This window comes from Mesorhizobium sp. M0139 (assembly GCF_040322455.1).
GTDB lineage: Bacteria > Pseudomonadota > Alphaproteobacteria > Rhizobiales > Rhizobiaceae > Mesorhizobium.
In genome coordinates this window covers 359,319-382,008 of the sequence record NZ_JAMYTN010000004.1, presented here as the reverse complement: position 1 = coordinate 382,008, position 22,690 = coordinate 359,319, and the positions used below count along the sequence as shown (strand labels likewise).

Annotated in this window: 23 protein-coding genes; 12 read left to right on the top strand and 11 right to left on the bottom strand. The window is 64.2% G+C overall.

Going from position 1 to position 22,690, the window contains the following annotated elements:
- Positions 1 to 71: 71 nt before the first annotated feature.
- On the top strand, positions 72 to 1,136 hold the full coding sequence (locus tag NKJ58_RS09260) for a glycosyltransferase (protein ID WP_023681735.1): 1,065 nt from the start codon (positions 72 to 74) through the stop codon (positions 1,134 to 1,136).
- 45 nt (positions 1,137 to 1,181) lie between these two features.
- On the opposite strand, the gene hmuQ is transcribed toward NKJ58_RS09260, so the two are convergent.
- The 4 genes from hmuQ to NKJ58_RS09240 form a co-directional block, all read right to left on the bottom strand.
- Positions 1,182 to 1,496, bottom strand: a complete 315-nt coding sequence (gene hmuQ / locus NKJ58_RS09255; RefSeq protein WP_023739067.1) for a heme-degrading protein HmuQ — start codon at positions 1,494 to 1,496, stop codon at positions 1,182 to 1,184.
- A gap of 55 nt (positions 1,497 to 1,551) precedes the next feature.
- Positions 1,552 to 2,511, bottom strand: a complete 960-nt coding sequence (locus NKJ58_RS09250) for an energy transducer TonB family protein (protein ID WP_352853022.1) — start codon at positions 2,509 to 2,511, stop codon at positions 1,552 to 1,554.
- A gap of 127 nt (positions 2,512 to 2,638) precedes the next feature.
- Entirely contained in the window at positions 2,639 to 3,073 is a 435-nt protein-coding gene (locus tag NKJ58_RS09245) for a hypothetical protein (protein ID WP_023739066.1), read from the bottom strand.
- A 5-nt stretch (positions 3,074 to 3,078) separates the two neighbouring features.
- A complete protein-coding gene (locus NKJ58_RS09240) occupies positions 3,079 to 5,220 on the bottom strand; it encodes a TonB-dependent hemoglobin/transferrin/lactoferrin family receptor (protein WP_352853020.1) in 2,142 nt (713 codons plus the stop codon).
- 272 nt (positions 5,221 to 5,492) lie between these two features.
- On the opposite strand from NKJ58_RS09240, the gene hemP reads away from it, so the two are divergent.
- Genes hemP through NKJ58_RS09215 form a run of 5 tightly spaced genes read left to right on the top strand, consistent with a single transcriptional unit; the run spans position 5,493 to position 9,593 of the window.
- The gene (hemP, locus tag NKJ58_RS09235; protein WP_023673860.1) at positions 5,493 to 5,699 is read left to right on the top strand and encodes a hemin uptake protein HemP; all 207 of its coding nucleotides are present in this window, start codon (positions 5,493 to 5,495) and stop codon (positions 5,697 to 5,699) included.
- A 49-nt stretch (positions 5,700 to 5,748) separates the two neighbouring features.
- Entirely contained in the window at positions 5,749 to 6,807 is a 1,059-nt protein-coding gene (locus tag NKJ58_RS09230; RefSeq protein ID WP_352853019.1) for a hemin-degrading factor, read from the top strand.
- A gap of 10 nt (positions 6,808 to 6,817) precedes the next feature.
- Complete coding sequence (locus tag NKJ58_RS09225; RefSeq protein ID WP_027050319.1) at positions 6,818 to 7,699, top strand: heme/hemin ABC transporter substrate-binding protein; 882 nt, start codon at positions 6,818 to 6,820, stop codon at positions 7,697 to 7,699.
- Between the two features lie 4 nt (positions 7,700 to 7,703).
- Entirely contained in the window at positions 7,704 to 8,798 is a 1,095-nt protein-coding gene (locus tag NKJ58_RS09220) for a FecCD family ABC transporter permease (protein ID WP_027050320.1), read from the top strand.
- A 6-nt stretch (positions 8,799 to 8,804) separates the two neighbouring features.
- Complete coding sequence (locus tag NKJ58_RS09215; protein WP_023707864.1) at positions 8,805 to 9,593, top strand: heme ABC transporter ATP-binding protein; 789 nt, start codon at positions 8,805 to 8,807, stop codon at positions 9,591 to 9,593.
- 108 nt (positions 9,594 to 9,701) lie between these two features.
- Here the strand turns inward: NKJ58_RS09215 and rirA are convergent, their stop codons facing one another.
- Entirely contained in the window at positions 9,702 to 10,163 is a 462-nt protein-coding gene (gene rirA / locus NKJ58_RS09210) for an iron-responsive transcriptional regulator RirA (protein ID WP_023672640.1), read from the bottom strand.
- Between the two features lie 295 nt (positions 10,164 to 10,458).
- On the opposite strand from rirA, the gene NKJ58_RS09205 reads away from it, so the two are divergent.
- From NKJ58_RS09205 to NKJ58_RS09195, 3 genes are all read left to right on the top strand, one after another.
- Positions 10,459 to 11,754: a DUF445 domain-containing protein gene (locus NKJ58_RS09205; protein ID WP_023691056.1), complete on the top strand. Its 1,296-nt coding sequence runs from the start codon at positions 10,459 to 10,461 to the stop codon at positions 11,752 to 11,754.
- A gap of 107 nt (positions 11,755 to 11,861) precedes the next feature.
- Positions 11,862 to 12,284, top strand: coding sequence for a phasin family protein (locus tag NKJ58_RS09200; protein ID WP_023672638.1), 423 nt, complete (start codon positions 11,862 to 11,864; stop codon positions 12,282 to 12,284).
- A gap of 160 nt (positions 12,285 to 12,444) precedes the next feature.
- Positions 12,445 to 12,942 carry a MaoC family dehydratase gene (locus NKJ58_RS09195; protein ID WP_023681725.1) on the top strand — a complete coding sequence of 166 codons (498 nt, stop codon included), beginning with the start codon at positions 12,445 to 12,447 and terminating at the stop codon, positions 12,940 to 12,942.
- Between the two features lie 15 nt (positions 12,943 to 12,957).
- Here NKJ58_RS09195 and NKJ58_RS09190 read toward each other — a convergent pair whose 3' ends face one another.
- Positions 12,958 to 14,427 carry an MFS transporter gene (locus NKJ58_RS09190; protein WP_023706044.1) on the bottom strand — a complete coding sequence of 490 codons (1,470 nt, stop codon included), beginning with the start codon at positions 14,425 to 14,427 and terminating at the stop codon, positions 12,958 to 12,960.
- Between the two features lie 131 nt (positions 14,428 to 14,558).
- Between NKJ58_RS09190 and NKJ58_RS09185 the strand changes: the two genes are divergently transcribed.
- The gene (locus NKJ58_RS09185; protein WP_023691058.1) at positions 14,559 to 15,452 is read left to right on the top strand and encodes a LysR family transcriptional regulator; all 894 of its coding nucleotides are present in this window, start codon (positions 14,559 to 14,561) and stop codon (positions 15,450 to 15,452) included.
- Positions 15,453 to 15,456: 4 nt separating this feature from the next.
- On the opposite strand, the gene NKJ58_RS09180 is transcribed toward NKJ58_RS09185, so the two are convergent.
- Positions 15,457 to 16,875 (bottom strand): aminotransferase-like domain-containing protein, encoded by a 1,419-nt coding sequence (locus NKJ58_RS09180; RefSeq protein ID WP_023739060.1) that lies wholly within the window; start codon positions 16,873 to 16,875, stop codon positions 15,457 to 15,459.
- A 106-nt stretch (positions 16,876 to 16,981) separates the two neighbouring features.
- Between NKJ58_RS09180 and NKJ58_RS09175 the strand changes: the two genes are divergently transcribed.
- Positions 16,982 to 17,845: a DMT family transporter gene (locus tag NKJ58_RS09175; protein WP_023706042.1), complete on the top strand. Its 864-nt coding sequence runs from the start codon at positions 16,982 to 16,984 to the stop codon at positions 17,843 to 17,845.
- 28 nt (positions 17,846 to 17,873) lie between these two features.
- Here the strand turns inward: NKJ58_RS09175 and NKJ58_RS09170 are convergent, their stop codons facing one another.
- Genes NKJ58_RS09170 through NKJ58_RS09160 form a run of 3 tightly spaced genes read right to left on the bottom strand, consistent with a single transcriptional unit; the run spans position 17,874 to position 20,328 of the window.
- A complete protein-coding gene (locus tag NKJ58_RS09170) occupies positions 17,874 to 18,914 on the bottom strand; it encodes a zinc-dependent alcohol dehydrogenase family protein (RefSeq protein ID WP_023825747.1) in 1,041 nt (346 codons plus the stop codon).
- Positions 18,915 to 18,950: 36 nt separating this feature from the next.
- Complete coding sequence (gene maiA / locus NKJ58_RS09165) at positions 18,951 to 19,601, bottom strand: maleylacetoacetate isomerase (protein WP_023746798.1); 651 nt, start codon at positions 19,599 to 19,601, stop codon at positions 18,951 to 18,953.
- Positions 19,602 to 19,605: 4 nt separating this feature from the next.
- Positions 19,606 to 20,328 (bottom strand): fumarylacetoacetate hydrolase family protein, encoded by a 723-nt coding sequence (locus NKJ58_RS09160; RefSeq protein ID WP_352853018.1) that lies wholly within the window; start codon positions 20,326 to 20,328, stop codon positions 19,606 to 19,608.
- Positions 20,329 to 20,536: 208 nt separating this feature from the next.
- On the opposite strand from NKJ58_RS09160, the gene NKJ58_RS09155 reads away from it, so the two are divergent.
- Entirely contained in the window at positions 20,537 to 21,220 is a 684-nt protein-coding gene (locus NKJ58_RS09155; protein ID WP_023701705.1) for a response regulator, read from the top strand.
- 123 nt (positions 21,221 to 21,343) lie between these two features.
- Here NKJ58_RS09155 and NKJ58_RS09150 read toward each other — a convergent pair whose 3' ends face one another.
- Entirely contained in the window at positions 21,344 to 22,687 is a 1,344-nt protein-coding gene (locus NKJ58_RS09150; protein ID WP_352459128.1) for an ATP-binding response regulator, read from the bottom strand.
- Positions 22,688 to 22,690 lie beyond the last annotated feature (3 nt).

Sequence of the window (22,690 nt, the reverse complement as noted above, 5' to 3'; positions counted from 1 at the left end):
CGCTTGCCTGCGTCGGGTTGCAAGGGTATGCGCAAGGGACAGAGAGCAACTCGAGCGGGGCAGCGGAACAGATGGAAGACACGTCCCGGCCGTTTGAGCTGCCGCGGGTGGCGGTGGTCATCACCTGCTTCAACTATCGGCCGTACGTCGAACAGGCGATCCGCTCGGTGCTTGCGCAGACCTACCGGAATTGGGAATGCGTCATCGTCGACGATGCCTCGACGGACGGCTCGGCCGACCAAGTCCGCCAGCTCCTAAGGGATATAGACGACCCGCGCCTGCGCCTGATGGCGCGCACGGAGAATGGCGGGCAGATCGCCGGATTCCGCGACGGCTTTGCCGCAACCGACGCGCCTTTCGTCGCGTTTCTGGATTCCGATGACGTGTGGCTGCCGGATTTTCTCCTGGCGCATCTGTCCGCCCACCTCAACACGACGCATTCGGCCGCACTGTCGAGTTCCGATGTGTTCCTTGTCGATGGCGGCGGCACCTTGCTGGGCGGCACCTTCCTTGCCTTGCGCAAACCGCGGTCCGGACCGGATCGGAGTGGCGTCGCCATCGCGCCCGGTGGCCGGCTTGCCGGCATGGCGCCTGGGATCGCCTATGCATCGGAGCATCCGGTAACCTATTTCGCACCTGCGGTGACGGGCTGGCTGTGGTCGCCATGCTCGGCGATCATGTACCGGCGTGGCGCGCTGGAACCGGTATTGTCCTTCCCGTTCAAGGCCAAGGTCGGGACCGATTATCTGACGGCGACACTCGCGCACCAGGCCGGCGGCAGCCTCATCCTGTCAGAAGGTCTCGGCCTCTATCGCCTGCATGGCTCCAACCTGTCCACCGGAACTGCCTTTGCCGGCGGCAATGTGCGGCAAACGCCTGCATACAGGAGCTACAGGAGCGTGTTGGCGGCGGATGCCGCAGACTATTTGCTGGCGAATTCTGCCTGGCTCAGCGATCTCAACGGGCGCAATTTCATACCTGCATTCCTGACGCAGCATGTGCGCCAGTTCCCGGAGCTGGCCGGTGATCCGCGGTTGGCGCGCTACCTGACACGCGGACAGCCCTGGCGGCGGCTGCGCCTGCACATTGCCCAGCGGCTTCGGCGACTGGGCGGCCGGAATTCAACCGGAACATGAGGGCATCTGCCCGTCGTCAGATCTCGTCGACGGGTGAAATCTCAATCAGGCCCCTTCGACGACCGAAAAGCCTTCGAACTGCGGATTGCCGAGATAATGCACCTTCGAGGTGCCGGTGTTGCGGTGGGCGGCGCGAAAATTCTCGGATTTGGTCCAGGCGACGAAATCCTCATGGCTTGCCCACACCGTGTGCGAGGCAAACAGCGTGTAACCCTCGGCCTCGTTGACCGGGCCGCGCAGCAAGTGGAACTCTCTGAAGCCTTTCATTTCCGAAAGGCTGGAATCGCGGTTCTTCCAGACATCCTCGAAGGCGGTCTCGGAGCCGTTCTGGACCTTGAAGCGGTTCATGGCGATGTACATTGGGCTTCCTCTTGAATTGGTGGACGATGACATTTGGCGAAGGTCTGCGAGCTGGTTAAAACGGACCGATCCGCGCCCTGAACACCCAACTTGATAATCCGATCTCGGGTGGAATGGGCGGGAACGGGGCTTGCTGGCGCACCAGTTTCAAAGCGAATTGGTCTAGTTCGGCAGACCCTGAACTTTCGACAAGCTGCAAGTCGCTGACGCTGCCGTCAGCCATGACGACGAAATAGACCCTGGCATTGTTGCGAGCCTTAGCTTGAATTTCCTTCGAAACGCGCCGGTTAGCGCGGGCAAGCTTCTTTTGAATTTCACCGCCGTAACGAGATTCCATCGCATTGCCAGCCGCGTCCTGGTTTTTACCCTTGCTGGCAACCGCCGGTGCGTCGCGTTCTTCGCCATCTGCCGCACCGCGGGTATCTCCAGGTCCGGCTGGAGGGGTCGGCCGCGGGCTCGGGACTGGTGGTTTGGCAGCAGGCAAATCAACGGCGGGCTCGTCGGCGGGCGGTGCCTCTGAACTTTGCGTTTGAACCCCTGGCGGAGTCGACGTCTCAGCGCTTGGGGCGACAGTTTGATCATTCGGGATGGCGGCCGTCAGTGTATCTGGCGCGGCGGTCGCCTGTTCGGCGGCTTCCGGCGCAGGCTTGGGCGCCGCCGGCTCCTTTACCGGTTGAGGCGCCTCGGTCGGCGGCACGGGTCGAACGGCCTCGGGCTTGGCCGGCTGCGGATCGGTTACCAGGGTAACATCGACCGCGTCGGGAGCCTGGCTGTCCAAGGCGCTGCCGACCACCTCGGCGCCCGATTGGTCGGTGCCTTCGGATTGTATCGCGTTACTGGAATCGAATGTCCCTGCGGGTCCGATGAAGAACGCCGCTGCGGCAGCGGCATGGAGCAGGCAGGACGCGACGATCGCCACAGTCCATTTGCGGTCCGCGGCTGCCGGCTGTGCGAGCTCGTCCATCGTAATCGCCGGTTCGTTGCCGGCGTCGGGGAGGGGGGTGATGTCCTGCATGGTTCGCGGCGAGACCTGCCGCGAGCGGGGTGGGATTGTCAAATCAAGATCGGTTGCCGGCCATGACGGCGGAGCTGCGACGGGTCGTGTCGCATTGTCGTGCAGGAAGGCGGGATGCAGACCCACCTCAAACGCCGAATGCGATACCGGTCTTGGTCTGCGTCTTCAGGCCGCGCATGCAGGCGCCCGGTTCGACGCCGGCGCATTCGGTGGCGCTGTTGATCAGCACGCGGCTGAGTTTGGTGCAGTCGGTGCCGGCGAGGTCGAAGCGGATCACCTTGGTCTTGCCGGCCGGCAGGTCCTTGAAGTCGAGCACGCTCAGGCGGCCGACCACGCCGGCCTCGTTGAACAGCGCGATTTCGAAAGCCGCCTTGGACAGATCGGCGCCGAGCGCATTGTTGACGACGAAGGTCAGCCGGCAACCCTTGTCCGAGGGCTGCACGGCATTGAGCTCGAGGCTGAGTTGCGGAGCCGGCGCGGACTGAGCCCACGCCGGCGCCAAGCCAAGCGACATCGCCAACGTCGAGGTCAGGAGCCGAAGCGATGCCGTCAAACTTGTCATGGGTGTCAGCCTCCAAAGCGCATGGTTGCGGCCAGCTTCAGCGTGATGCCGGGTTCATAGATGACGGCGGTGGTGCCGCCGTTCAGCGGGTTGGTGTATTTGACGTCGAACAAATTGTCGGCGCGGAAGTCCACCTTCAGATTGTCGGTGGCCTGGTAACTGGCGAAGGCGTTGACCAGAGTATAATCCTTGGCCACGGGGTTGCCCTTCGGCTTGCCGTTGTACTGCACCTCGCCGCCGACGGTCAGCTTGTCCTGAAGGAAACGGAAGCCGAGCTGCCCGGTGACCTGCGACGACGGGATGGTGGCAAGGTCGGCCCGCTCGCCTTCATCGGAGATGGTGTGGCCGTTGATGATCGAGGCCGACAGCCCGGCATAACCCCAGGCGGCATCGTAGACGCTTTCCAGTTCGAAGCCGTTGATCTTGGCCTGGGCGACGTTCTGGTACTGGAAGCAGATCGGAATCCCGGGGCCGAACGGGCAGCCGCTGGTCGGGTCGAATGCCGACAGCGTGACGCCTTCGATGTAGTCGTCGACATCGTTGTGGAAGTAGCCGGCCTTGAGCCGGAACGCGTCGCCGGCCTCGATAAGGTCCTTCAGCTTGTAGTTGACGCCGAACTCGGTCGTCTTGCCGGTTTCTGGCCGCAGGTTCGGATTGGGCAGGAACGGGAAGGTGACGCCCGCCGGATGGTTGCCGCTGATCAGCGTTTCGGTCAGCGACGGCGAGCGGTAGCCTTCCGCGTAGGTGCCATAGAACTGCAGGCCCGCCAGGCTGGCGCTTTCGAAGGGCGTGACACCAACGGTGATGCGCGGCGACAGACGATCACCTGACGTTTCGTGGGTGCTGTCTTCGAGGCTGTAATTGTCGTAACGCAGCCCGGCAATGACCTCGAGCCAGTCCCAGGTGAGCTTGTCCTGGATGTAGGCGCCCGAAACACTACGCTTGCCCGATGGGGTGTAGAAGCTGTCGCCGCCGGCGGTGCCGCCGGTCTCGACATCGTCACCCACCCAGTCGCCGCCATAGGTCAATTCGTGCGCAACACCGGCTGTTTCGAAGCGCGACGTGTTCCAGATGTCGACGCCGGCCGTGCCAACGTCGAAGGTCGAGGTCGAACCGACGGGCAGCAGCACGGGAAGGCCGGTCGACGGATCGAAGCGGTTCTGCGGGACCAGCGTGGTGAGGTCGAGATTGGTCTTGTTGTAGGAGGCGTTGATGTGGAGGTCGAGCCAGCTCTTGGCGTCGTCAGTGATGTTGTAGCGGGCGGTGAAGGTGTTCGACTTCAGGTCGACGTCGTTGGCCGGCACGCCGCCGCTGGTTTCCGTCCAGCCGTCGCTCGAGCCGACCCAGCCGAGCTTCAATTCGCTGTTCTCGCTCGGGCGGATTGTGGTCTTGAGCAGGCCGCTCAGCACGTCGAAACCGGTACCGGCGACGGTGTCGCCGCTGCCATTCTTGTAGTCGCCGTAGTCGCGGTAGACGATGTTGCCCAGCACATCCAAATCGTCGTTGAATTTGTAGGCGCCGCTGGCGCTGGCGGTCCAGCCCTTGCCGTTGCTTTCATAGCGCCCGGTGACGGAGCCGGCCCAGGTTTCGCCCGATCTGAGGAAATCCACCGCATCCTTGGTGTCGAAGAAGACGACGCCGCCAATGGCGCCGGAGCCGTAGGTGTTGGCGGTCGGTCCGCGAATGACGTCAACGGATTTGATGAGCTCGGGATCGACATAGAAGGTCGACTGCGTGCCGTGGTCTGAGCGCTGGAAATTCTGCCTGGCGCCGTCGACGATGACGGCGACGCGACCGAAATCCTGCAGGCCGCGGATGTTGATGCTAGAGCTGACGCGTCGCGCATCGGCCTGCACGGCGACACCAGGCACACCGAGCAGCATTTCGTTCGGCGTCGTCGCCATGCGGCGGTCGAGCTGTTCCTGGTCGACATGGCTGGCTGAGGCCAGCGATTCGATTGCCGTCTCGCCGGTGCGGCTGATGACGAGGATCTTGTCCAGCAGGGTCGCGCCGGCGGGCGCCGGCTTGGTGTCTTCGGTTTTCCTGGTCTGGTCGGCCTGGTCAGCGGCCGGCTGAGCAGCCTGCTGAGCGCTGGCCGGCGATGTCAGCAGCGCGATCGTCGCTGCCCCCGCAAGCAAGGCTGCCATTGCCTTTGCCATAGGCCGATGCACCGGATCGGCGTTCGCCAGACCCAGTCGTCCACAATTTCCCAAGCCCATGCCCCAACTCCAAAATTCCAGGTTCGATGCTGGCTGGCTTGGTGCTCGCTGGCATTTTTCATTCTGTCCGGCGTCTTAAATGTTGACTCATTTTGTCCGGTATTGCACTGACTAATAAACATGATTATTCGAGTCAAGAAATGAATCGGCATTTTTACAACGCTAGCCAGTTGCCCGGCACAGGAAAGGGATCGAAAGAGATGAACACCCACAATCCCAACGACTTCCGTTACCGCGTCCGCCGTTCCGAGGAGACGCCGACCCGCTTCGACCGGGTGCCGCTGGCGGTGCGGACGCTGTCCTCCAACACGCTGTTCCAGGGCGAGCACGAGATCGGCATCGAGCACCATGGGGCGCTCTATCGGCTGAAGATCACCCGCCAGGGCAAGCTCATCCTCAACAAGTGACGAAACAGCCAGGCAGGCCAAAACGCCAGGCAGGACAGGTAAGCAGGACATGGACCAGCGCGTAAAACCCGCACCGCATGAAATCCGGCGAGCGCGGGCAGACAATCCGAAAGCGCGCGAGCGCGATCTTGCCGCCGAGCTCGGTATTTCCGAAGCCGAGCTGGTGGCCGCGCATTGCGGCGACGGTGTCGTGCGCGTCGAGCCCAGGGTCAACGATCTTCTGACCGGCCTCGACGCCGTCGGCGAAGTGATGGCGCTGACCCGCAACGAAAGCGCGGTGCACGAGAAGATCGGCGTCTACGACAAGGTTGTCACAGGCGCGCACAATGCCATGGTGCTGGGCGAAAACATCGACCTGCGTATCTTTCCAAAGGTCTGGGCGCATGGCTTTGCCGTGGAAAAGCGCGACGGTGGCGACATCCGCCGCAGCCTGCAATTCTTCGACGCGGCCGGCGATGCGGTGCACAAGGTGCATCTGCGGCCGGCGTCCAATCTCTATGCCTACCAGAAGCTCGTGGCCGCACTCGAATCGCCGAACCAGGAGGCGACCGTGTCTATCGCAGGCCTGGCCGACGACGACGCGGAGACGTCGGGCATTGCCGCAGACATCGATGATCTGCGCGACCGCTGGAGCCGGCTGACCGACGTCCACCAGTTCTTTGGCATGTTGAAAGCGCTGAAGCTCAGCCGCCGCCAGGCCGTGCGCATGGTCGGCCAGGACTATGCCTGGCTGCTCGACAATGACGCCATCGGCGCCATGTTCCACCATGCCGCCGCCGACGGCATGCCGATCATGTGTTTTGTCGGAAACCGAGGCTGCATCCAGATCCATTCCGGTCCCGTCAAGTCGATCAAGCCGATGGGGCCGTGGATCAACGTCATGGACGAGACGTTCCACCTGCATCTGCGCACCGACTACATCCAGGAGGTGTGGGCGGTGCGCAAACCGACCAAGGACGGTCATGTTACCTCGCTCGAAGCCTATGGCGCCGACGGCAAGATGATCATCCAGTTCTTCGGCAAGCGCCATGAAGGCGAGCGCGAGCGCGACGACTGGCGGTTCCTTGCCGAGAACCTGCCGCGCATTCCAAGCCCGACCGCAGCCTGAGGAAACGACGATGATTTCACTGTTCAGGACGCTTGCCGCGGCCATGGGCCTGTCGCTGTTTATTGCCGCCCCAGTGCCGGCCAGCGAGAACGTGGCCGTGTTTGCCGACACGTCGCGGATCGTGGCGATCGGCGGTTCGATCACCGAGATCGTCTACGCGCTTGGCGAGGAAGGTCATCTCGTCGCCCGCGATTCGACCAGCCGCTACCCCGCCGCCGCGGTCGCGCTGCCCGACGTCGGCTATATGCGCCAGCTGTCGCCGGAAGGCGTGTTGTCGGTCAATCCTTCGGGCATTCTGGCGCTGCATGGCAGTGGGCCGAAGGAAGCGGTCGATGTGCTGAAAAAGTCGAGCGTTCCGTTCATCGACGTGCCCGAGCATTACAGCCATGACGGCATCCTGGAAAAGATCCGCATCGTCGGCAAGGCGCTTGGCGTCGACGCCAAGGCCGAGACGCTGGTGGCTGAGACCGACGCCAAGCTGAAGGCGGCCGAGAAGCAGACGGCGTCGATCAAGCAGCGCAAGCGCATCCTGTTCGTGCTGTCGATCCAGGGCGGCAAGATCCTGGCCGCCGGCACCGACACCGCCGGTGATGGCATCATCAAGCTCGCCGGTGCGGTCAACGCCGTCGAAGGTTTTTCCGGCTACAAGCAGATGTCCGACGAGGCCATCGTAACCGCCAGGCCGGACGTGATCCTGGCGATGAAAAATGCCGGACCGCCGATTGCGGAGGCCGAGCTTTTCGCCATCCCGTCGATCACCTCGACGCCGGCGGGTGAAGGCCGCAAACTGATCCTGATGGATGGCAGCTATCTGCTCGGCTTCGGGCCGCGCACGGCCGATGCCATCCACCATCTCGCAGTCTCGCTCTATTGCAGCCAGGTCACGGACTGAGCCGATGGTGGATCAGTCGGTCGCCGGCGCGGCGCGCAAGATGGCCGAGGGCGATCGTTCCGGGCGCGCGCGCCTGGTTATTTTGCTCCTGTGCGTGGCCCTTGCCCTTTCGCTGTTCCTGTCTCTGAGGTCGGGCGCTTCCGATGCATCGGCCGTCGGTGTCATTCGTGACTGGCTAACCGGCGCCGTGCCGGCCGACGCCGCGCTTGGCGCCCGCGACCGGCTGATCGTCTACGACATCCGCATGCCGCGCGTGCTGCTCGGCGTGGTGATCGGTGCGGCGCTGGCCGTATCGGGCGCGGTCATGCAGGGCCTGTTTCGCAATCCGCTCGCCGATCCCGGCCTGATCGGCGTTTCAGCCGGTTCCAGCCTCGGCGCCGTCGCCGTCATCGTGCTCGGCACAACATGGCTGGCGCCGCTCACTTTGGCGCTCGGCGGCATGGCCTTGCCGCTCGCCGCTTTCTGCGGCGGCCTTGCGGTCACGCTGGTGCTCTACCGCGTCGCCACGCGGCAGGGGCGCACCTCGGTCGCCACCATGCTGCTTGCCGGCATTGCGCTCGCAGCCCTTGCCATGGCGCTGACCGGTATCCTGATTTTCATGGCCGACGACCGGCAGTTGCGCGACCTGACCTTCTGGCAGCTGGGCTCGCTTGGCGGCGCGACCTGGCCGAAGATCGCTTCCGTCGGGCCGATCATCGTGCTGGCGCTTGCGGCAATGCCGTTCCTGGCCAAAGGCCTCAACGCCCTGGCGCTCGGCGAGGCGACGGCCGGACATCTCGGCATCCCGGTACAGCGGCTGAAATACACCGCGATCGTCGGCGTCTCGGCAGCGGTCGGCGCCTCTGTCGCAGTCAGCGGAGGCATCGGTTTTGTCGGCATCGTCGTGCCGCATCTCTTGCGGCTGCTGATCGGTCCGGACAATCGCTATCTCTTGCCGGCATCGGCGCTGCTCGGCGCCTCGATGCTGCTTCTTGCCGACGCAGTTGCCCGCGTCATCGTGGCGCCGGCCGAATTGCCAATCGGCATCGTCACGGCGATCGCCGGCGCGCCGTTCTTCCTCTGGATCCTGCTGCGCAAGCGCGGCGTAATCGACTTGTGAGGCGGCATGATCGAAGCACGCGATGTCTCGGTAGCGATCGGCGGCAAGCGCATTGTTGCCAATGTCGATTTCGTCGCGCGGCCGGGCGAAATTGCGGCAGTCGTCGGACCCAACGGCTCGGGCAAGACGACGTTTTTGAAGGCGTTGTCGGGCGATCTGGCGTTTGTGGGGACAGTGGCCGTCAACGGGCGCGATCTCACGGCGATGAGGCCGGTGGAGGCCGCCACTGTGCGTGCCGTGCTGCCGCAGGCCGCGACGCTGTCCTTTCCCTTCACGGTGCACGAAGTGGTCAGGCTCGGCCTTATCGGCGGCCGTTCCGGCGTTCTGCCGGGCGAAGATGATCGTCTGCCCGAGCGGGCGCTGGCGCGGGTCGACCTCGACGGCTTTGCCGGCCGCTTCTATCAGGAGCTTTCGGGCGGCGAACAACAGCGTGTGCAGCTGGCGCGCGTGCTGTGCCAGGTCTGGGCGCCGGTGCTGGACGGCAAGCCGCGCTATCTCTATCTCGACGAGCCGGTCTCCAGCCTTGATATCAAGCACCAGCTGATCATCATGAACATCGCCCGCGATTTCGCCCGGCGCGGCGGCGGTGTGATCGCCATCCTGCACGACCTCAATCTGACGGCCATGTATGCCGACCGGATTTTCGTGATGCATCGCGGCCGGCTCGCCGCCGACGGTTCACCGCAGGAGGTGCTGAGCGACGATCTGATCGAAAAGGTGTTCGATTGTCGGCTAAGGGTCGGTGTGTTGCCGGCGGCGAACATGCCGTTTGTCTTGCCGCAGTCAGCCGCCTAAAGCGCGTCGCGTTTGAACGAACTCAGGCGACGCGCTTTAGGTCTTTGTCTTTATGCATGTCGTTGTCTCAAAACCGGGGCCACTTTTGAGCGACATGCACTAGAAAACTCAGGCGGCCGGTGCTCGCTGGACCAGCATGTCGATGCCGAGCAAATGACGCACATTCGGGCGCGCCGCCACCATATCGGCGATGGTGTAGCGGGAGAGTACGGCAAAGAAGGCGTTGAGCGCCTCGCGCAGCGCCGAATTCAGCTGGCAGCTGTCGACCAGCGGGCATTCGGCGGCGTCGTTTTCGAAGCACTCGGCCATGGCGAAGCTCTCTTCGGTCACCCGTACGACGTCGAACAGGCTGATCTGCTCGGCGGGGCGGCCGATCCTCACGCCGCCATTCCTGCCGCGCACCGTCTCGACCAGGCCATGCTCGACCAGCGGCTGCAGGATCTTGAACAGGAAAAGCTCCGACACCGAATAGGCGGCCGCAATCTCGGGGATGCGGCTCAGGCGATCGTTGTTGGCGGCGCAATACATCAGGATGCGCATGGCGTAGTTGGTCTGGCGCGTCAGCCGCATTTAATTCCTCACCCGAGTGCTGGCGCGCTGGAACTGCACCAGATTTTAGATTGTGCTGGTGCGGCTTTCTCACCCGGAGTTTCGGATTCGCCCACACTGGCCTGATCGGAATATGGCCTATACCTTGGAACAATTCCAGACTGGGATTGCATGATAGATGAACATTCTTGTCAACTTTGCGTGCGAAACCGGCAATCCCCGGACGAAATCGGCCCATCCGATCATGCTACGGGCCCAAACACCCCCTAAATAGCCCATGCCAGATAGCCAAGAGATCGATGAGGAGCGGCGTATCATGTCCCAATCGGCTTCGTCCCTGGCGCCTGGCGGTTTTGATGCCGAGACGGGCGCCAAGCTTTTCGCGTTGCGGCGGACAAAGTTCCTCGCCACGGCTGCGCTGGTGCTTTGCGTCGTGGTTTTTGCCGTGGCCAAATCGTCCGAGGCCAAGTATCCGTGGCTGGGCTTCGTGGCGGCCTTCGCCGAGGCGGCGACCATTGGCGGCCTGGCCGACTGGTACGCGGTGGTGGCGCTGTTCAAGCGGCCGCTGGGCCTGCCGATCCCGCACACCGCCATCATCCCAGCGAACCAGAACCGCATCGCCGATAATCTGGGCCGCTTCATCGAGGTCAATTTTCTGGCGCCGGAGCCGGTGCGGGAAAAGCTGGCCGAGGTCGATTTTGCAGCACTCGTCGCCGACTGGCTGACTGACGCCGAACGCTCTGCCGGCCTGTCACGCTTCGTCGTACGGCTGGTCCCGCAGACGCTTGCGGCGATCGAGCAATCCGGCCTGCGCGGCTTCGTCACCAGCCGCATGCTGGAGCAGATCGACAAGGTGCCGCTGGCGCCGCTCGCGGCCGAATTGCTGTCGGCACTGACCGACGACCGCCGCCACCAGAAACTCTTCGACGAATTCACCAGGGTGATCGGCCGGTTCCTGAACGATGAAGAGGCGCTGGCGACCATGCGCGAGAAAATCCGCGAGGAATTGCCGTCGCTGTTCAACCTGTTCAGAGCCGACGCCTATCTGCTGAAGAAGATAGTCGCTTCCGCCGGTTCGCTGCTTGACGAGGTGCGGGCCGACCCCGACCATCCGATGCGCGCCGAATTCGACCGTTTCGCGCACAGCTTCATCGAGCGGCTCAGAACCTCGAAGCAATACGCCAAACGGGCCGAGAAGCTGAAACGCGATTTCCTGGCGCGGCCGGAAGTGAAGTCGCTCGCCGGCGACATGTGGCAGAGCCTCAGCCTGTTCATCGAACAGGACGCCAAGGCGGAGAATTCGATTGTTCGCGCGCATCTCGCCAACATGTTCGTCGAGGTCGGCCGCCATCTCTCAGGCGATCCGCAGATCAGGGCCGACATGAACCAGGGCTTTGTCGTGGCGCTGTCGTCGTTCGTCGAGAGCCAGAAGAGCGGTGTGTCGACATTCATCGCCGACCAGGTCAAGCGCTGGGACCTTGCCCAACTGACGAGGCTGATCGAGATGAACATCGGCAAGGACCTGCAATATATCCGCTTCAACGGCATGATTATCGGCGGATTGGCGGGTATCGTGCTCTACACGGCGGAGAGGCTGTTTCTCGCTGGCTGATGCTGCATTTGCCGCTGAATTGCTTGGGCGTCCGAATGGACACACGGCGCGCGAGTGCTATTGTCCAGAACAGGGTTCAGCATTTGCGACACTGGGGAGCACGAGCAATGGCCAAACAACCCGACTCCGATTCGTTCCTTGACATGTTCAGCCGGTTCGGCCGTGACCTGAAGGTGCCGAATGTCGAGGCGATCCTCGCGCATCATCGCAAGAACCTCGAGGCCCTGGAAAGATCGGCGCGGGCGGGAGCTGCCGGCGCGACCTCATTGTTGTCCAGACAGCGCGAGATGCTGCAGGACACGCTGCGTGAAGTCAGCGACATGGCGCAGAGCTACAAGGCGCCGGGCAATCCCCAGGAACTGATGACAAAACAGGCGGAGTTCGCCAGGAAATCCTTCGAAGCCGCCCTGAAAAATGCCGGCGAAGTGGCCGAGCTGGTCAAGAAATCCGGCACCGAATCGATCGAAATCCTGCGCAGCCGCATCAAGGAAGCGATGGAGGAAATCCGCTCGGGCTATGACAAGAAGTGACTCTCAACGCAACCATGAGAGGAGCGGGCCGGTTGCGGCGCATGAGCATGGACGAGGGACGCTGTTTGGCGGAAAATGGCGGAACGGAATCGCAACGGGCGAATTGACAGGAGCCGTCCGTTCGTGGTCCGAGGCACTGGGAGCCACCGGGAAAGCAGGAATGACGGAACTACGGCCGAAAACGCCGCCGACCTTCGAGCAGTTAAGGGCGATGGCCGGGCAGGAGCTCGGCGTGTCGGAATGGACGACCGTCGACCAGAACCGCATCAACCAGTTTGCCGAATGCACAGGCGACCATCAGTGGATCCACGTCGATCCGGAGCGGGCGAAGCGGCAGAGCCCATTTCGCACCACGATCGCGCATGGCTATCTGACGCTGTCGATCATCGGCGCGCTGGCGCTGGGCATGGGCATCGTCCCCGAAAACACGCAAGCCGCCTTCAATTACGGCTTCGACAAGGTGCGGTTCCTGGCGCCCGTCAGGGTCGGCGCACGCATCCGGCTGCGCACGACGCTGTTGTCGGTGGAGGACAAGGGGCCGGGCCAGTATCTGATGAAGGCCGCCAATACGGTCGAGATCGAGGGCGAACAGAGGCCGGCGCTGACCGCCGAAACGCTGGTCATGCTTTATGAGCGGCGCAAGCGGGCGGGAGCGTAAGCTCCCTATCTTCGGTCATGATGGCTGTTGCCGCACCGACAGCCTGCCGCCGGCGCGGGTCGAGAGCAGTGCCAGCAACAGCGCAGCCACCGCCAGGACCGTTGCCGTCTGAAAGGTAACCTGCATGCCGTGCGCGGCTGCCGCTGAGGTCAGCATGTCCTGGCTTTGCCGTTCTCCCGTCGAGGCAGCCGCAAAAATGGCGCCCATAAGCGATGCGCCGGTGATCAGGCCGAGATTGCGCGACAGATTGAGCAGGCCGGACACCACGCCGCGCTCGCCGGCAGCGACACCGCTCATGACGGCGGCATTGTTGGATGTCTGGAACAGGGCGTACCCGAAGCAGGTGACGGCGATCGGCACGATATAGCTGGCAATGCCGAGTTTTGTTGCGGCGAGCGACAAAAGCAAGGTGCCGTTGACCAGGCCGAATAGTCCGGCGATCATCATCCTGTTGGTACCGAAGCGATCGGTGAGGCGGCCGGCGATAAGTGCCGAGAGCGCGGAGACCAGCGGACCTGTCGACAGGACCACGCCGACCATCGCAGCATTGAGCCCCAGCCCTCGCGACAAATAGAACGGAGCGACCACCAGGGTCGCCATCATCACTGTGGCGACAACGAGGTTCGTGGCGAGGCTGGCGCTGAGCCGGATGTCGTACAACCGGGCAAGCCGGATCAAGGGATTCTTCGCCCTCTTCTGCGCGACGCCGAACAGAACGACGCCGATGCCGGCGGCAACCAGCAGGCCGGTGTTGAGGGCGCCGAAATGGCCGTGGCCGAGCGTCATGGCCAGTGCATAGGCGGCGAGCGTCAGGCCTAGCAAGACCGTCCCGATCGCGTCGAACCCGCCTTGAACGCCCGCAGCCTTGCCGCGGGCAGGCAGGGCCAGCCAGGCGAGGGCAAAGGTCAGGAGGCCGAGCGGCACATTGACGAGGAAGAGCGCCCGCCAGCCAAAGCCGGCGATCAGCAAGCCGCCGAGGGAGGGTCCGAGCGTCGTGCCGATCGCCGACATGGCGCCGAGCAGGCCCATGGCGCTGCCGGTTCTCTCCTTGGTCACGGTCTCCGCGACAAAGGCCAGCGTCAACGCCATCATCAGCGCGGCACCCAGCCCTTGCACGGCGCGCGCCGCAATCAGCAGCCAGAGCGTCGGCGCCAGGCCGCAGAGCACCGAGGCCAGTGTGAACAGCGCGATGCCGCCGAGCAGCAACGGCCGGCGGCCGACCATATCGGCCAGCCGGCCGGCGCTGACGATCAGGGCCGTGATGGCGAGCAGATAGGCGAGAACCACCCATTGCACGGACTGGAACGGCGCACCGAACGCCTGCATGAGGGAAGGCAGTCCGACGCTGGCAATGCTGGTTCCAAGCGACGACAGCAGCGTGGCGAGCGACAGGCTGGCCAATGCCAAGACAGGAGAGTGGGCCAGGCCTGCGGACCGGGTGTTCTGCGGCGCCGATGCGCACTCGTTCTGCTCGGCAGTTGCCATGGCGATTTCCTCCTTGTCAGTCCCGCAACCGGACCTGTCGGAGATCTAGTCGTCAGGGTGGAATGGCGGAAGGCGCAGCATTTGCATCTTATTCGTGCACCAAACGCCATGGCATGTGCTACAATCCGCCAATGACATCGCCCGACCTCAATCTGCTGTTCGCTCTCGACGTCCTGCTGACCGAAGGTAGCGTGGCTCGCGCGGCAACCCGGCTGCGGCTCAGCCCTTCGGCGATGAGTCGCACCCTGGCGCGACTGCGCGAAGCGACCGGCGACCCGCTGCTGGTTCGGGCCGGTCGAGGCCTTGTGCCGACGCCGCGCGCGGAGGCATTGCGGCAGCAGACCGGCCGTGTCGTCCAGGAAGCAGAAACGTTGCTGCGCCCTGCCAGGCCTCTCGATCTCGCGAAGCTGAACCAGATCTTCACGCTGCGCACCAATGAAGGGTTCGTCGAGGAGTTCGGGCCGCGTCTTGTCGCTCGCATCCAGGCCGAGGCGCCGGGCGTGCGGCTGCGATTTGCGCCGAAAGCCGACAAGGATGTCGCCTCGTTGCGCGACGCAGCGATCGATCTGGAAATCGGCGTTGCCGGCGAGACCGGACCTGAAGTGCTGATACAGGCGCTGTTCCGTGACCGGTTCGTCGGCGCCGTAGGAGCCGGCCATCCCTTGAGCGAAGGCGCGGTGACGCCTGAACGCTACGCGGCCGGCCGCCACATCAGCGTTTCACGGCGGGGTCGGGAAAGAGGGCCGATCGATCAGACTTTGGCGCTGCTCGGCCTGCAGCGAACCGTGGCGTGCATGGTCTCCGGCTTTTCGGCTGCACTCGCCATGGCGCGCGCTTCGGACCTTATTGCCAGCGTGCCCGAACGGCACACGCAAGGCGCACGCGCCGGCATGGTCAGCTTTCTGCTGCCGGTCGCCACGGTGGAGGTCACCATCTCGATGCTCTGGCATCCACGGCTCGATGCCGATCCGGCGCAACGCTGGCTGCGAGATTGCGTTCGGAAGGTCTGCGCGGCCTCCCGCTGAGCGCTCAGCGCGCCATTGCCGCCTTGAGCACCCTGAAAATCCGCTCGTCTTGGCATTGGGCAACGTTGAAGCGCAGGAACCGGCTGGCGGTTCCCGACAGGCTGAATGCATTGCCGGGCGCCAGCACGATGTTGTCGGCCAATGCACGGCGAGCAATTTCAGCCGCATCCACGCCATCCGGCAGGCTGCACCACAGGAACAAGCCGGCCGGTTGGTCGATCCAGGGCGTGATGCCGATCGCCTTCAGGCGCGCGCCCGTCTCACCCATGGCGCGGGAAAGCCGCGCGCGCAGCAATTCCATGTGCTTGCGGTAGCTGCCGTCCCTAAGCAGCGTCAGCACCAGTTCGGCCGCCAGCCGGCCGCCGCCGAAGGTGGTGGCAATCTTGAGGTCGGTGAGTTGCTCGATCCAGTCGCGCGGTGCCGCGATGAAGCCGCAGCGAACCGATGCCGATAGCGTCTTGGAGAAGCTACCGATATGGACGACGCGGTTGAGGCCGTCGAACGCCGCCAGCCGGGGCGCGGGACTGTGCTCGAAATCGGCGAAGATGTCGTCCTCGACGATGGTCAGGTCCGACTGGTCGGCGAGCTTCAGCAGCCGGTGCGCGGTGACCGGCGACAGGATCGCGCCGGTCGGGTTGTGGATGGCGGAATTGGTGATGTAGAGGCGCGGCCTGTGCTCGGCGAGCGCCTGCGCGAACAGCTCGATATCAGGCCCCGATGGCGTGTAGGGCACGCTGACGACCTTGGCGCGGTGGGCGCGCAGCAGCGCGTGAAAATTGAAATAGCAGGGGTCGTCGACCAGCACGGTATCGCCCGGTTCGATCAGGAAGCGGCACAGAAGATCGATGGCCTGCGTGCCCGATTCGGTCAGCATGATCTGTTCGGGCGAGACCTCGATGCCGTGGCCAGCCATGCGCCGCGCGAGCAATTGCCTGAGCGGCGGCAGGCCGAGCGGCGTGCCGTAATCGGCTAGGTCGACATCGTCGGCGCGCGCCACGGTGCGCAGCGCCCGGCGCAAGGCCCCCTGCGGCATCCATGAGGCCGGCATCCAGCCGCAGCCGGGTTTCAGCATCTCGTCGCCGGCTTCCAGTGACTGGCGCGAAACCCAAAGCGGATCGACAGCGCGGTCGAGCCGCGGGCCTATCTCGGCCAGCGACAGTGGCGCCAGCGATCCGGCGGCATAAAAACCCGAACCCGGCCGTGAGCGTATCGCGCCTTCGGCAGCGAGCCGCTCATAGGCTTCGACCACGGTCGACTTGGACACCTGCATGGCCTTGGCAAAGGCGCGGATCGAAGGTAGCCGCGCGCCTGGCGTCAGGCTGCGCGCCGATATCCGCTGGCGGATGGTCGCCATGACAGTTTCCACAAGCGTGGTCGCGACAGGAGGGTGCGCATTGCCGGTTTCCAAAATGAGTTCGGTCATCTGTATTGCTCTGATAGCCATTACAGTTTTGCGGAATTGTACTGCATTGTCTCTGGCTGCACCATAGGCACTTGCCCGATAGAGGGCGAAAGCAATGGAGCCTGGAATGGACAAAACCGCGAGCGGCTGGATGAACGGATTCATCGGCGTGCTGATCTTCTCAGGCTCGCTGCCGGCAACGCGCGTGGCCGTGGCCGATTTCGATCCGATATTCCTGACCTCGGCCCGCGCCGCGATTGCCGGACTTCTCGGTCTCGCCATGCTGATGCTGTTTCGGCAGAAACGCCCGGAGCGCGGCGATTTTCTGTCGCTGGTGATCGTCGCCCTTGGCGTGGTTGTCGGCTTTCCCTTGCTCACCGCGCTGGCGCTGAAGCACGTCACCTCCGCCCATTCCATCATCTTCGTCGGCCTGCTGCCGCTGGCCACCGCGATCTTCGGCGTGCTGCGCGGTGGCGAGCGTCCGCGCCCGGCCTTCTGGCTGTTTTCCTGCATCGGCAGCGCGCTGGTCGCCGGTTTTGCCCTGATGCAAGGCGTGACGGCCTCACCTGTCGGCGACGGCCTGATGCTGGCCGCCATCATCGTCTGCGGCCTGGGCTATGCCGAGGGGGCGGCATTGTCGCGCAGGCTGGGCGGCTGGCAGGTGATCTGCTGGGCGCTGGCGATCTCGCTGCCGATCATGCTGGTTCTGACCTTTGCGACGCTGCCGTCGTCCTTCGCCGGCATCGGCTCTCACGCCTGGATGGGTCTCGCCTATGTCTCGCTGTTCAGCATGCTGATCGGCTTCGTGTTCTGGTATCGCGGCCTGGCCCAAGGCGGCATCGCTGCCGTCGGGCAGTTGCAGTTGCTGCAGCCCTTTTTCGGCCTGGCGCTGGCAGCGTCGCTGCTGCACGAGCAGGTCAGCCCGCTGATGGTGGTCGTGACGCTCGGCGTGGTGGCTTGCGTGTTCGGGGCGAAGAAATTTGCGCGCTAGGAGTTTGGTGGTGGAGGGCGACTCCGCCCTAGAACTTCGTCACCACCCCAATGCCAATCCCCTCGAACCCGCCCATTGCCACCAGCGCCGCAGGCGCCTCATCAAGGCTGATCTTCTTGCCGACCAGCAGTTCGGGCTTGAGCTTGCCGGTGCGGATCATCTCCATCATGGCGGGGTAGCGGTGGGCCTGCATGCCGTGGCTGCCGAGGATTTCCAGCTCGAAGGCGATCACCTTGTCCATCGGCACTTGCGGGCGGGCGTGTTCGCCCAGCATCAGGCCGACCTGCACATGGCGGCCGCGCCGGCGCAGATTGGCAATCGAGTTGAACGATGTCGTGGGGTGGCCGAGCGCGTCCATCGACATATGCGCGCCGCCATTGGTGATCTGCTTGATCGCCTTGACCACGTTCGGCGTGGTCGAGGCGTTGATGGTCGCCACGGCGCCGATCTTTCTGGCGAAGTCCAGTTTCTCGTCGGTGAGGTCGATGGCGATGACATTGGCGCCCATGGAACTGGCGATCATGATCGCCGACAGGCCGACGCCGCCGCAGCCATGCACCGCCACCCATTCGCCCGGCGTCACCCGGCCCTGGTCGACAATGGCGCGAAACGAGGTGACGAAGCGGCATCCGAGGCTGGCGGCGGTGGCGAACTCCATCTCCTCGGGCAGGCGCACGAGATTGGTGTCGGCATGCTCGATGGCGACATATTCGGCAAACGATCCCCAGGCGGTGAAGCCGGGCTGCGTCTGGTGTTCGCAGACCTGATGATTGCCCGAATTGCATTCGAAGCAGCGGCCGCAGCCGACGCAGAACGGCACGGTGACGCGCTCGCCGGCCTTCCAGCGGGTCACCCGCTTGCCGACGGCGACGACGATGCCGGCCAGTTCATGGCCCGGCACATGCGGCAGCGTGATGCCGTCATCATGACCCATCCAGCCATGCCAGTCGCTGCGGCAGAGCCCGGTCGCCTCGACCTTGATGACCACACCGTCCGCGGCCGGTTTCGGATCCGGCACGGTCTGGATTCTCGGCGCCTCGCCGAATCTTTCGAAGACGACAGCTTTCATCGGCAACTCTCCGTGCTCTGCTCCGGCATTGTGAGCCTATTCGGCATCTATCTGATTCTCCGGTGCTGCCTTCTGAAAGGCCGGCAGCGCCATGCAGGCGGCGTGGATGCGCGAGATCTCGGGGTAGGGTGTCAGGTCGACGCCGAAGCGGGCGTTGCTGGCGATCTGGGCGACCAGGCAGATGTCGGCGAGGCCCGGTGCGTCGCCATGGCAAAATGTGCCGGTCTCATCCGATGAAGCCAGAATCTTTTCAAGCGGCTGGAACCCTTCGTTCACCCAGTGGCGAAACCAGTGGATGACATCCTGGTCGCCGGCGCCGAACAAAGTGCGCAGCGAGGTCAGCACGCGCAGATTGTTCACCGGGTGGATGTCGCAGGCGATCATCTGCGCCAGCATTCGCACGCGCGCCCGGCCGAGCGCGTCCTTCGGCAGCAGCGGCGGTTCGGGGTGGGTCTCGTCGAGATATTCGATGATCGCCAGCGACTGCGTCAAAAGCGTGCCGTCGCCCAGGATCAGCGCCGGCACCAGCCCCTGCGGATTGACCGCCAGGTAAGCCGGCTCCAGATGGTCGCCATGACGCAGATGATGCGGCACGTAATCGTAGCCCAGCCCCTTCATCTCGAGCGCAATGCGGACGCGGTAGGAGGTGGAGGAGCGGTAGTAGTTGTGGAGGACGAGGTCGCTCATCGGATCACGGCTTGCCGGTGGAATTTTGGCCGATCGAATCTTGGCCGACAGTGATCTCGATGGTGCCGATGCCGTCGACGCCGCCGGTCATCGTCTGTCCCGGCGCCACCGCACCGACACCGGCCGGCGTGCCGGTGAAGATCAGGTCGCCCGGTTGTAGTACAACCGCACCGCTGCAGATCGAAACGATATCGGCGATCGGCCAGATCAGTTCGGCGAGGTCGCCCTCCTGCTTCACCGCGCCGTCGACGGCGAGCCAGATGCGGCCCTTTTGCGGATGGCCGGATTTGGCGGCCGGCACCAGCGGACCGCAGGGCGCCGAGCGGTCGAAGGCCTTCGACCAATCCCAGGGCCGCGCCGCCTTCTTGGCTTCGTCCTGCAGGTCGCGGCGAGTGAGGTCGATGCCGACGCCGTAGCCCCAGACATGGTCGAGCGCCTGCGCGCGAGGAATGCGGAAGCCGGCCTTGCCGACCGCCGCGACCAGCTCGATCTCGTGATGCAGGTTCTTGGTCAAGGGCGGGTAGGGGATCGTGGTGCCGGAATCGGTCACCGCGTCGGCCGGCTTGGTGAAGAAGAAGGGCGGGTCGCGTTCGTCATTGCCGAGTTCGCGGGCGTGCGCGGCGTAGTTGCGGCCGACGCAGAAGATGCGGCGCACCGCAAAACGCTCGGCCGAGCCGGCGACGGCGACCGATGGTGTTGCGGGCAGGGGGAGGACGAAGTCTGTCATGCCAGGTCTTTCTGCTTCAACTGCCGGCACATTTGACCGATTTGGACCGCCGGGCAAGGCAGGAGCCTCCGCAAAAGCGTCGGCTGCGCCTTGATTGTCTGATAAAGTCGGCTTCGCCTCCTGGGGTTAAGATGGCGATAGACTATTTGCCAATAAGCTGGCCATACCAGCGGGAGTATCGTGCCCAGGGAGGACTGAAACGAACACCATGACCGCAGTCAACGATCGCGCCCGGTTTCTGATCATCGACGACCATCCGCTGTTTCGCGAGGCGCTGCACAGCGCCGTGCAGATGGCCTATCCGGAAGTCGACACGGTGGAGGCGCGCTCGATCGCCGAGGCGCTCGATCTTCTGGGTGGGATAAAGCCATTCGATCTGGCGCTGCTCGATCTCAACATGCCCGATGTGCATGGCTTCGATGGACTGCTGCAACTCAGGACCCGCCATCCGCGGCTGCCGGTGGTCGTCGTCTCGGGCTATGAGGAGCCGAAGATCATCTCCGAGGCGCTTTCCTATGGTGCAGCCGGCTTCATCCCGAAATCGGCGCGCAAGAGCGATCTCGCCGCCGCAATCCGCTCGGTGATGGAGGGCGCGATCTATGTGCCGGAGACATATGAGGGACAGCCGCCCGACGCCGACAGCGCCGACCGCGCCGACATGGTGCAGCGGCTGGCCAAACTGACGCCGCAGCAGCTGCGCGTGCTGCAGATGCTGCGCCAAGGCCTGCTCAACAAGCAGATCGCCTACGAGCTGCAGGTCGGCGAGACCACGGTGAAGGCGCACGTCTCGGAGATATTGCGCAAACTCAATGTGTATAGCCGCACGCAGGCGGTGATCGAGGTGTCGAAGCTCGACAATGCGGAGTTGTTTCGCGATCAGGCCGGGTTTTGATCTTTACCCTCCCCCTTGTGGGGAGGGTCGATCCGCGAAGCGGAGCGGGGTGGGGGAGCTTGGCGCTGCACCCCGCCCCGGCGCTGCGCGCCGACCCTCCCCATCGAGGGGAGGGTATGGGGCTCAAGCCAGCAGATGCGCCAGCAGCGCCCTTAGTTGCGCCGGCTTTAGCGGCTTCCGCATCAGCTCTATGCCTGCGGCGCGGGCTGCCTTGGCGACGGCCTCCGATCCGTCGGCGGTGACGATCAGCGCCGGCACGGCGCGGCCGAGATAATCGCGGACTTCGGCGATGGTGGCGGTGCCGAGGTCGCCGTCGTCGAGATGCTGGTCGGCAATGACGATGTCGGGCACCCAGTCGGTGTCGCCAAGCAGGCTGACCGCAGCCTCGGTCGAGGTCGCGGCGCGCACCAGGCACTGCCAGCGCTCGAGCAGGAAAGTCATCGCCTGCAGCACGTCGGCGTCGTTTTCGACCAGCAGCACCTTGGTGCCGAACAGGCCGTAGCCGCGCGGCCGCTCCATTTCGGCAAGGCTGGCGATGGCGTCGGCGCTGGCGCCGATGCCGACCGGCACGTCGATGTGGAAGATGGTGCCGCGCCCAACCCTCGAGGAGAACGTCACGGGATGACCGAGCGCGGCGGCCATGCGCCGCACGATGGCAAGGCCCAGGCCCAGCCCGCCGCCGGAGATCCCGGTGTCGGCTGGAATGGCGGAGCCGCGATGGAACTCCTCGAACACCGCCTCGCGCTGGTCGTCGGGAATGCCGCAGCCGGTGTCGGCGACATCGATGCGGATGGTATCGCCGCGATGCCTTGTGCCGACAAGCACGCCGCCCGAAGGGGTATAGCGCAGCGCATTGGACAGGATGTTCTGCAGGATGCGGCGCAAGAGCGTGCGGTCCGAACGCACCACGGCGCTGACCGGGCGGAACTTCAGCGCCAGCCCCTTCATCTCGGCCACCGGCAGGAAATCCGACCGAAGCGAGGAAAACAGCGTCTCCAGATTGACATCGCCGATGTCGGGCTGGACCACGCCGGCATCGAGCTTGGAAATGTCGAGCAGCGTGCGCAACAGGTCTTCCATGGTCTCCAGCGAGCGCTCGACCTGGCGGACAAGTTTCTTGCCCTCGTCGCTGGTCTGCACTTCGGCCAATGCCGAGACCGAGAGGTGGGCGGCGTTCAGCGGCTGCAGCACGTCATGGCTGGCGGCGGCCAGGAACCTGGTCTTGGACAGGTTTGCCAGTTCGGCGTTTTCCTTGGCGGCGCTGAGGTCGATGTTCGACTGTTCCAGCCGGCGCAAGGTCGAGTGTAGTTCCTCGGTGCGCATGCGCACGCGGTTTTCCAGTGAAATTGCGGTCTGGAACAGCGAGAAGGCGTTGCCCTGCTGGTCCATCGAGCGCTCGACGCGGCTGACCAGAGCGGCGTTGATCTTCTTCAGCCTGTCGACGTCGTTGATGTCCCTGAGCGGCATGCG

Coding starts and splice junctions, on each gene's coding strand:
- NKJ58_RS09205 (WP_023691056.1), top strand. CDS start 10,459: ATGTCCCAATCGGCTTCGTCCCTGGCGCCTGGCGGTTTTGATGCCGAG.
- NKJ58_RS09245 (WP_023739066.1), bottom strand. CDS start 3,073: ATGACAAGTTTGACGGCATCGCTTCGGCTCCTGACCTCGACGTTGGCG.
- hmuQ (WP_023739067.1), bottom strand. CDS start 1,496: ATGTACATCGCCATGAACCGCTTCAAGGTCCAGAACGGCTCCGAGACC.
- hemP (WP_023673860.1), top strand. CDS start 5,493: ATGAACACCCACAATCCCAACGACTTCCGTTACCGCGTCCGCCGTTCC.
- NKJ58_RS09250 (WP_352853022.1), bottom strand. CDS start 2,511: ATGCAGGACATCACCCCCCTCCCCGACGCCGGCAACGAACCGGCGATT.
- NKJ58_RS09225 (WP_027050319.1), top strand. CDS start 6,818: ATGATTTCACTGTTCAGGACGCTTGCCGCGGCCATGGGCCTGTCGCTG.
- NKJ58_RS09155 (WP_023701705.1), top strand. CDS start 20,537: ATGACCGCAGTCAACGATCGCGCCCGGTTTCTGATCATCGACGACCAT.
- NKJ58_RS09195 (WP_023681725.1), top strand. CDS start 12,445: ATGACGGAACTACGGCCGAAAACGCCGCCGACCTTCGAGCAGTTAAGG.
- maiA (WP_023746798.1), bottom strand. CDS start 19,601: ATGAGCGACCTCGTCCTCCACAACTACTACCGCTCCTCCACCTCCTAC.
- NKJ58_RS09230 (WP_352853019.1), top strand. CDS start 5,749: ATGGACCAGCGCGTAAAACCCGCACCGCATGAAATCCGGCGAGCGCGG.
- NKJ58_RS09180 (WP_023739060.1), bottom strand. CDS start 16,875: ATGACCGAACTCATTTTGGAAACCGGCAATGCGCACCCTCCTGTCGCG.
- NKJ58_RS09175 (WP_023706042.1), top strand. CDS start 16,982: ATGGACAAAACCGCGAGCGGCTGGATGAACGGATTCATCGGCGTGCTG.
- NKJ58_RS09215 (WP_023707864.1), top strand. CDS start 8,805: ATGATCGAAGCACGCGATGTCTCGGTAGCGATCGGCGGCAAGCGCATT.
- NKJ58_RS09185 (WP_023691058.1), top strand. CDS start 14,559: ATGACATCGCCCGACCTCAATCTGCTGTTCGCTCTCGACGTCCTGCTG.
- NKJ58_RS09150 (WP_352459128.1), bottom strand. CDS start 22,687: ATGCCGCTCAGGGACATCAACGACGTCGACAGGCTGAAGAAGATCAAC.
- NKJ58_RS09220 (WP_027050320.1), top strand. CDS start 7,704: ATGGTGGATCAGTCGGTCGCCGGCGCGGCGCGCAAGATGGCCGAGGGC.
- NKJ58_RS09170 (WP_023825747.1), bottom strand. CDS start 18,914: ATGAAAGCTGTCGTCTTCGAAAGATTCGGCGAGGCGCCGAGAATCCAG.
- NKJ58_RS09260 (WP_023681735.1), top strand. CDS start 72: ATGGAAGACACGTCCCGGCCGTTTGAGCTGCCGCGGGTGGCGGTGGTC.
- NKJ58_RS09160 (WP_352853018.1), bottom strand. CDS start 20,328: ATGACAGACTTCGTCCTCCCCCTGCCCGCAACACCATCGGTCGCCGTC.
- NKJ58_RS09240 (WP_352853020.1), bottom strand. CDS start 5,220: ATGGCAGCCTTGCTTGCGGGGGCAGCGACGATCGCGCTGCTGACATCG.
- rirA (WP_023672640.1), bottom strand. CDS start 10,163: ATGCGGCTGACGCGCCAGACCAACTACGCCATGCGCATCCTGATGTAT.
- NKJ58_RS09200 (WP_023672638.1), top strand. CDS start 11,862: ATGGCCAAACAACCCGACTCCGATTCGTTCCTTGACATGTTCAGCCGG.
- NKJ58_RS09190 (WP_023706044.1), bottom strand. CDS start 14,427: ATGGCAACTGCCGAGCAGAACGAGTGCGCATCGGCGCCGCAGAACACC.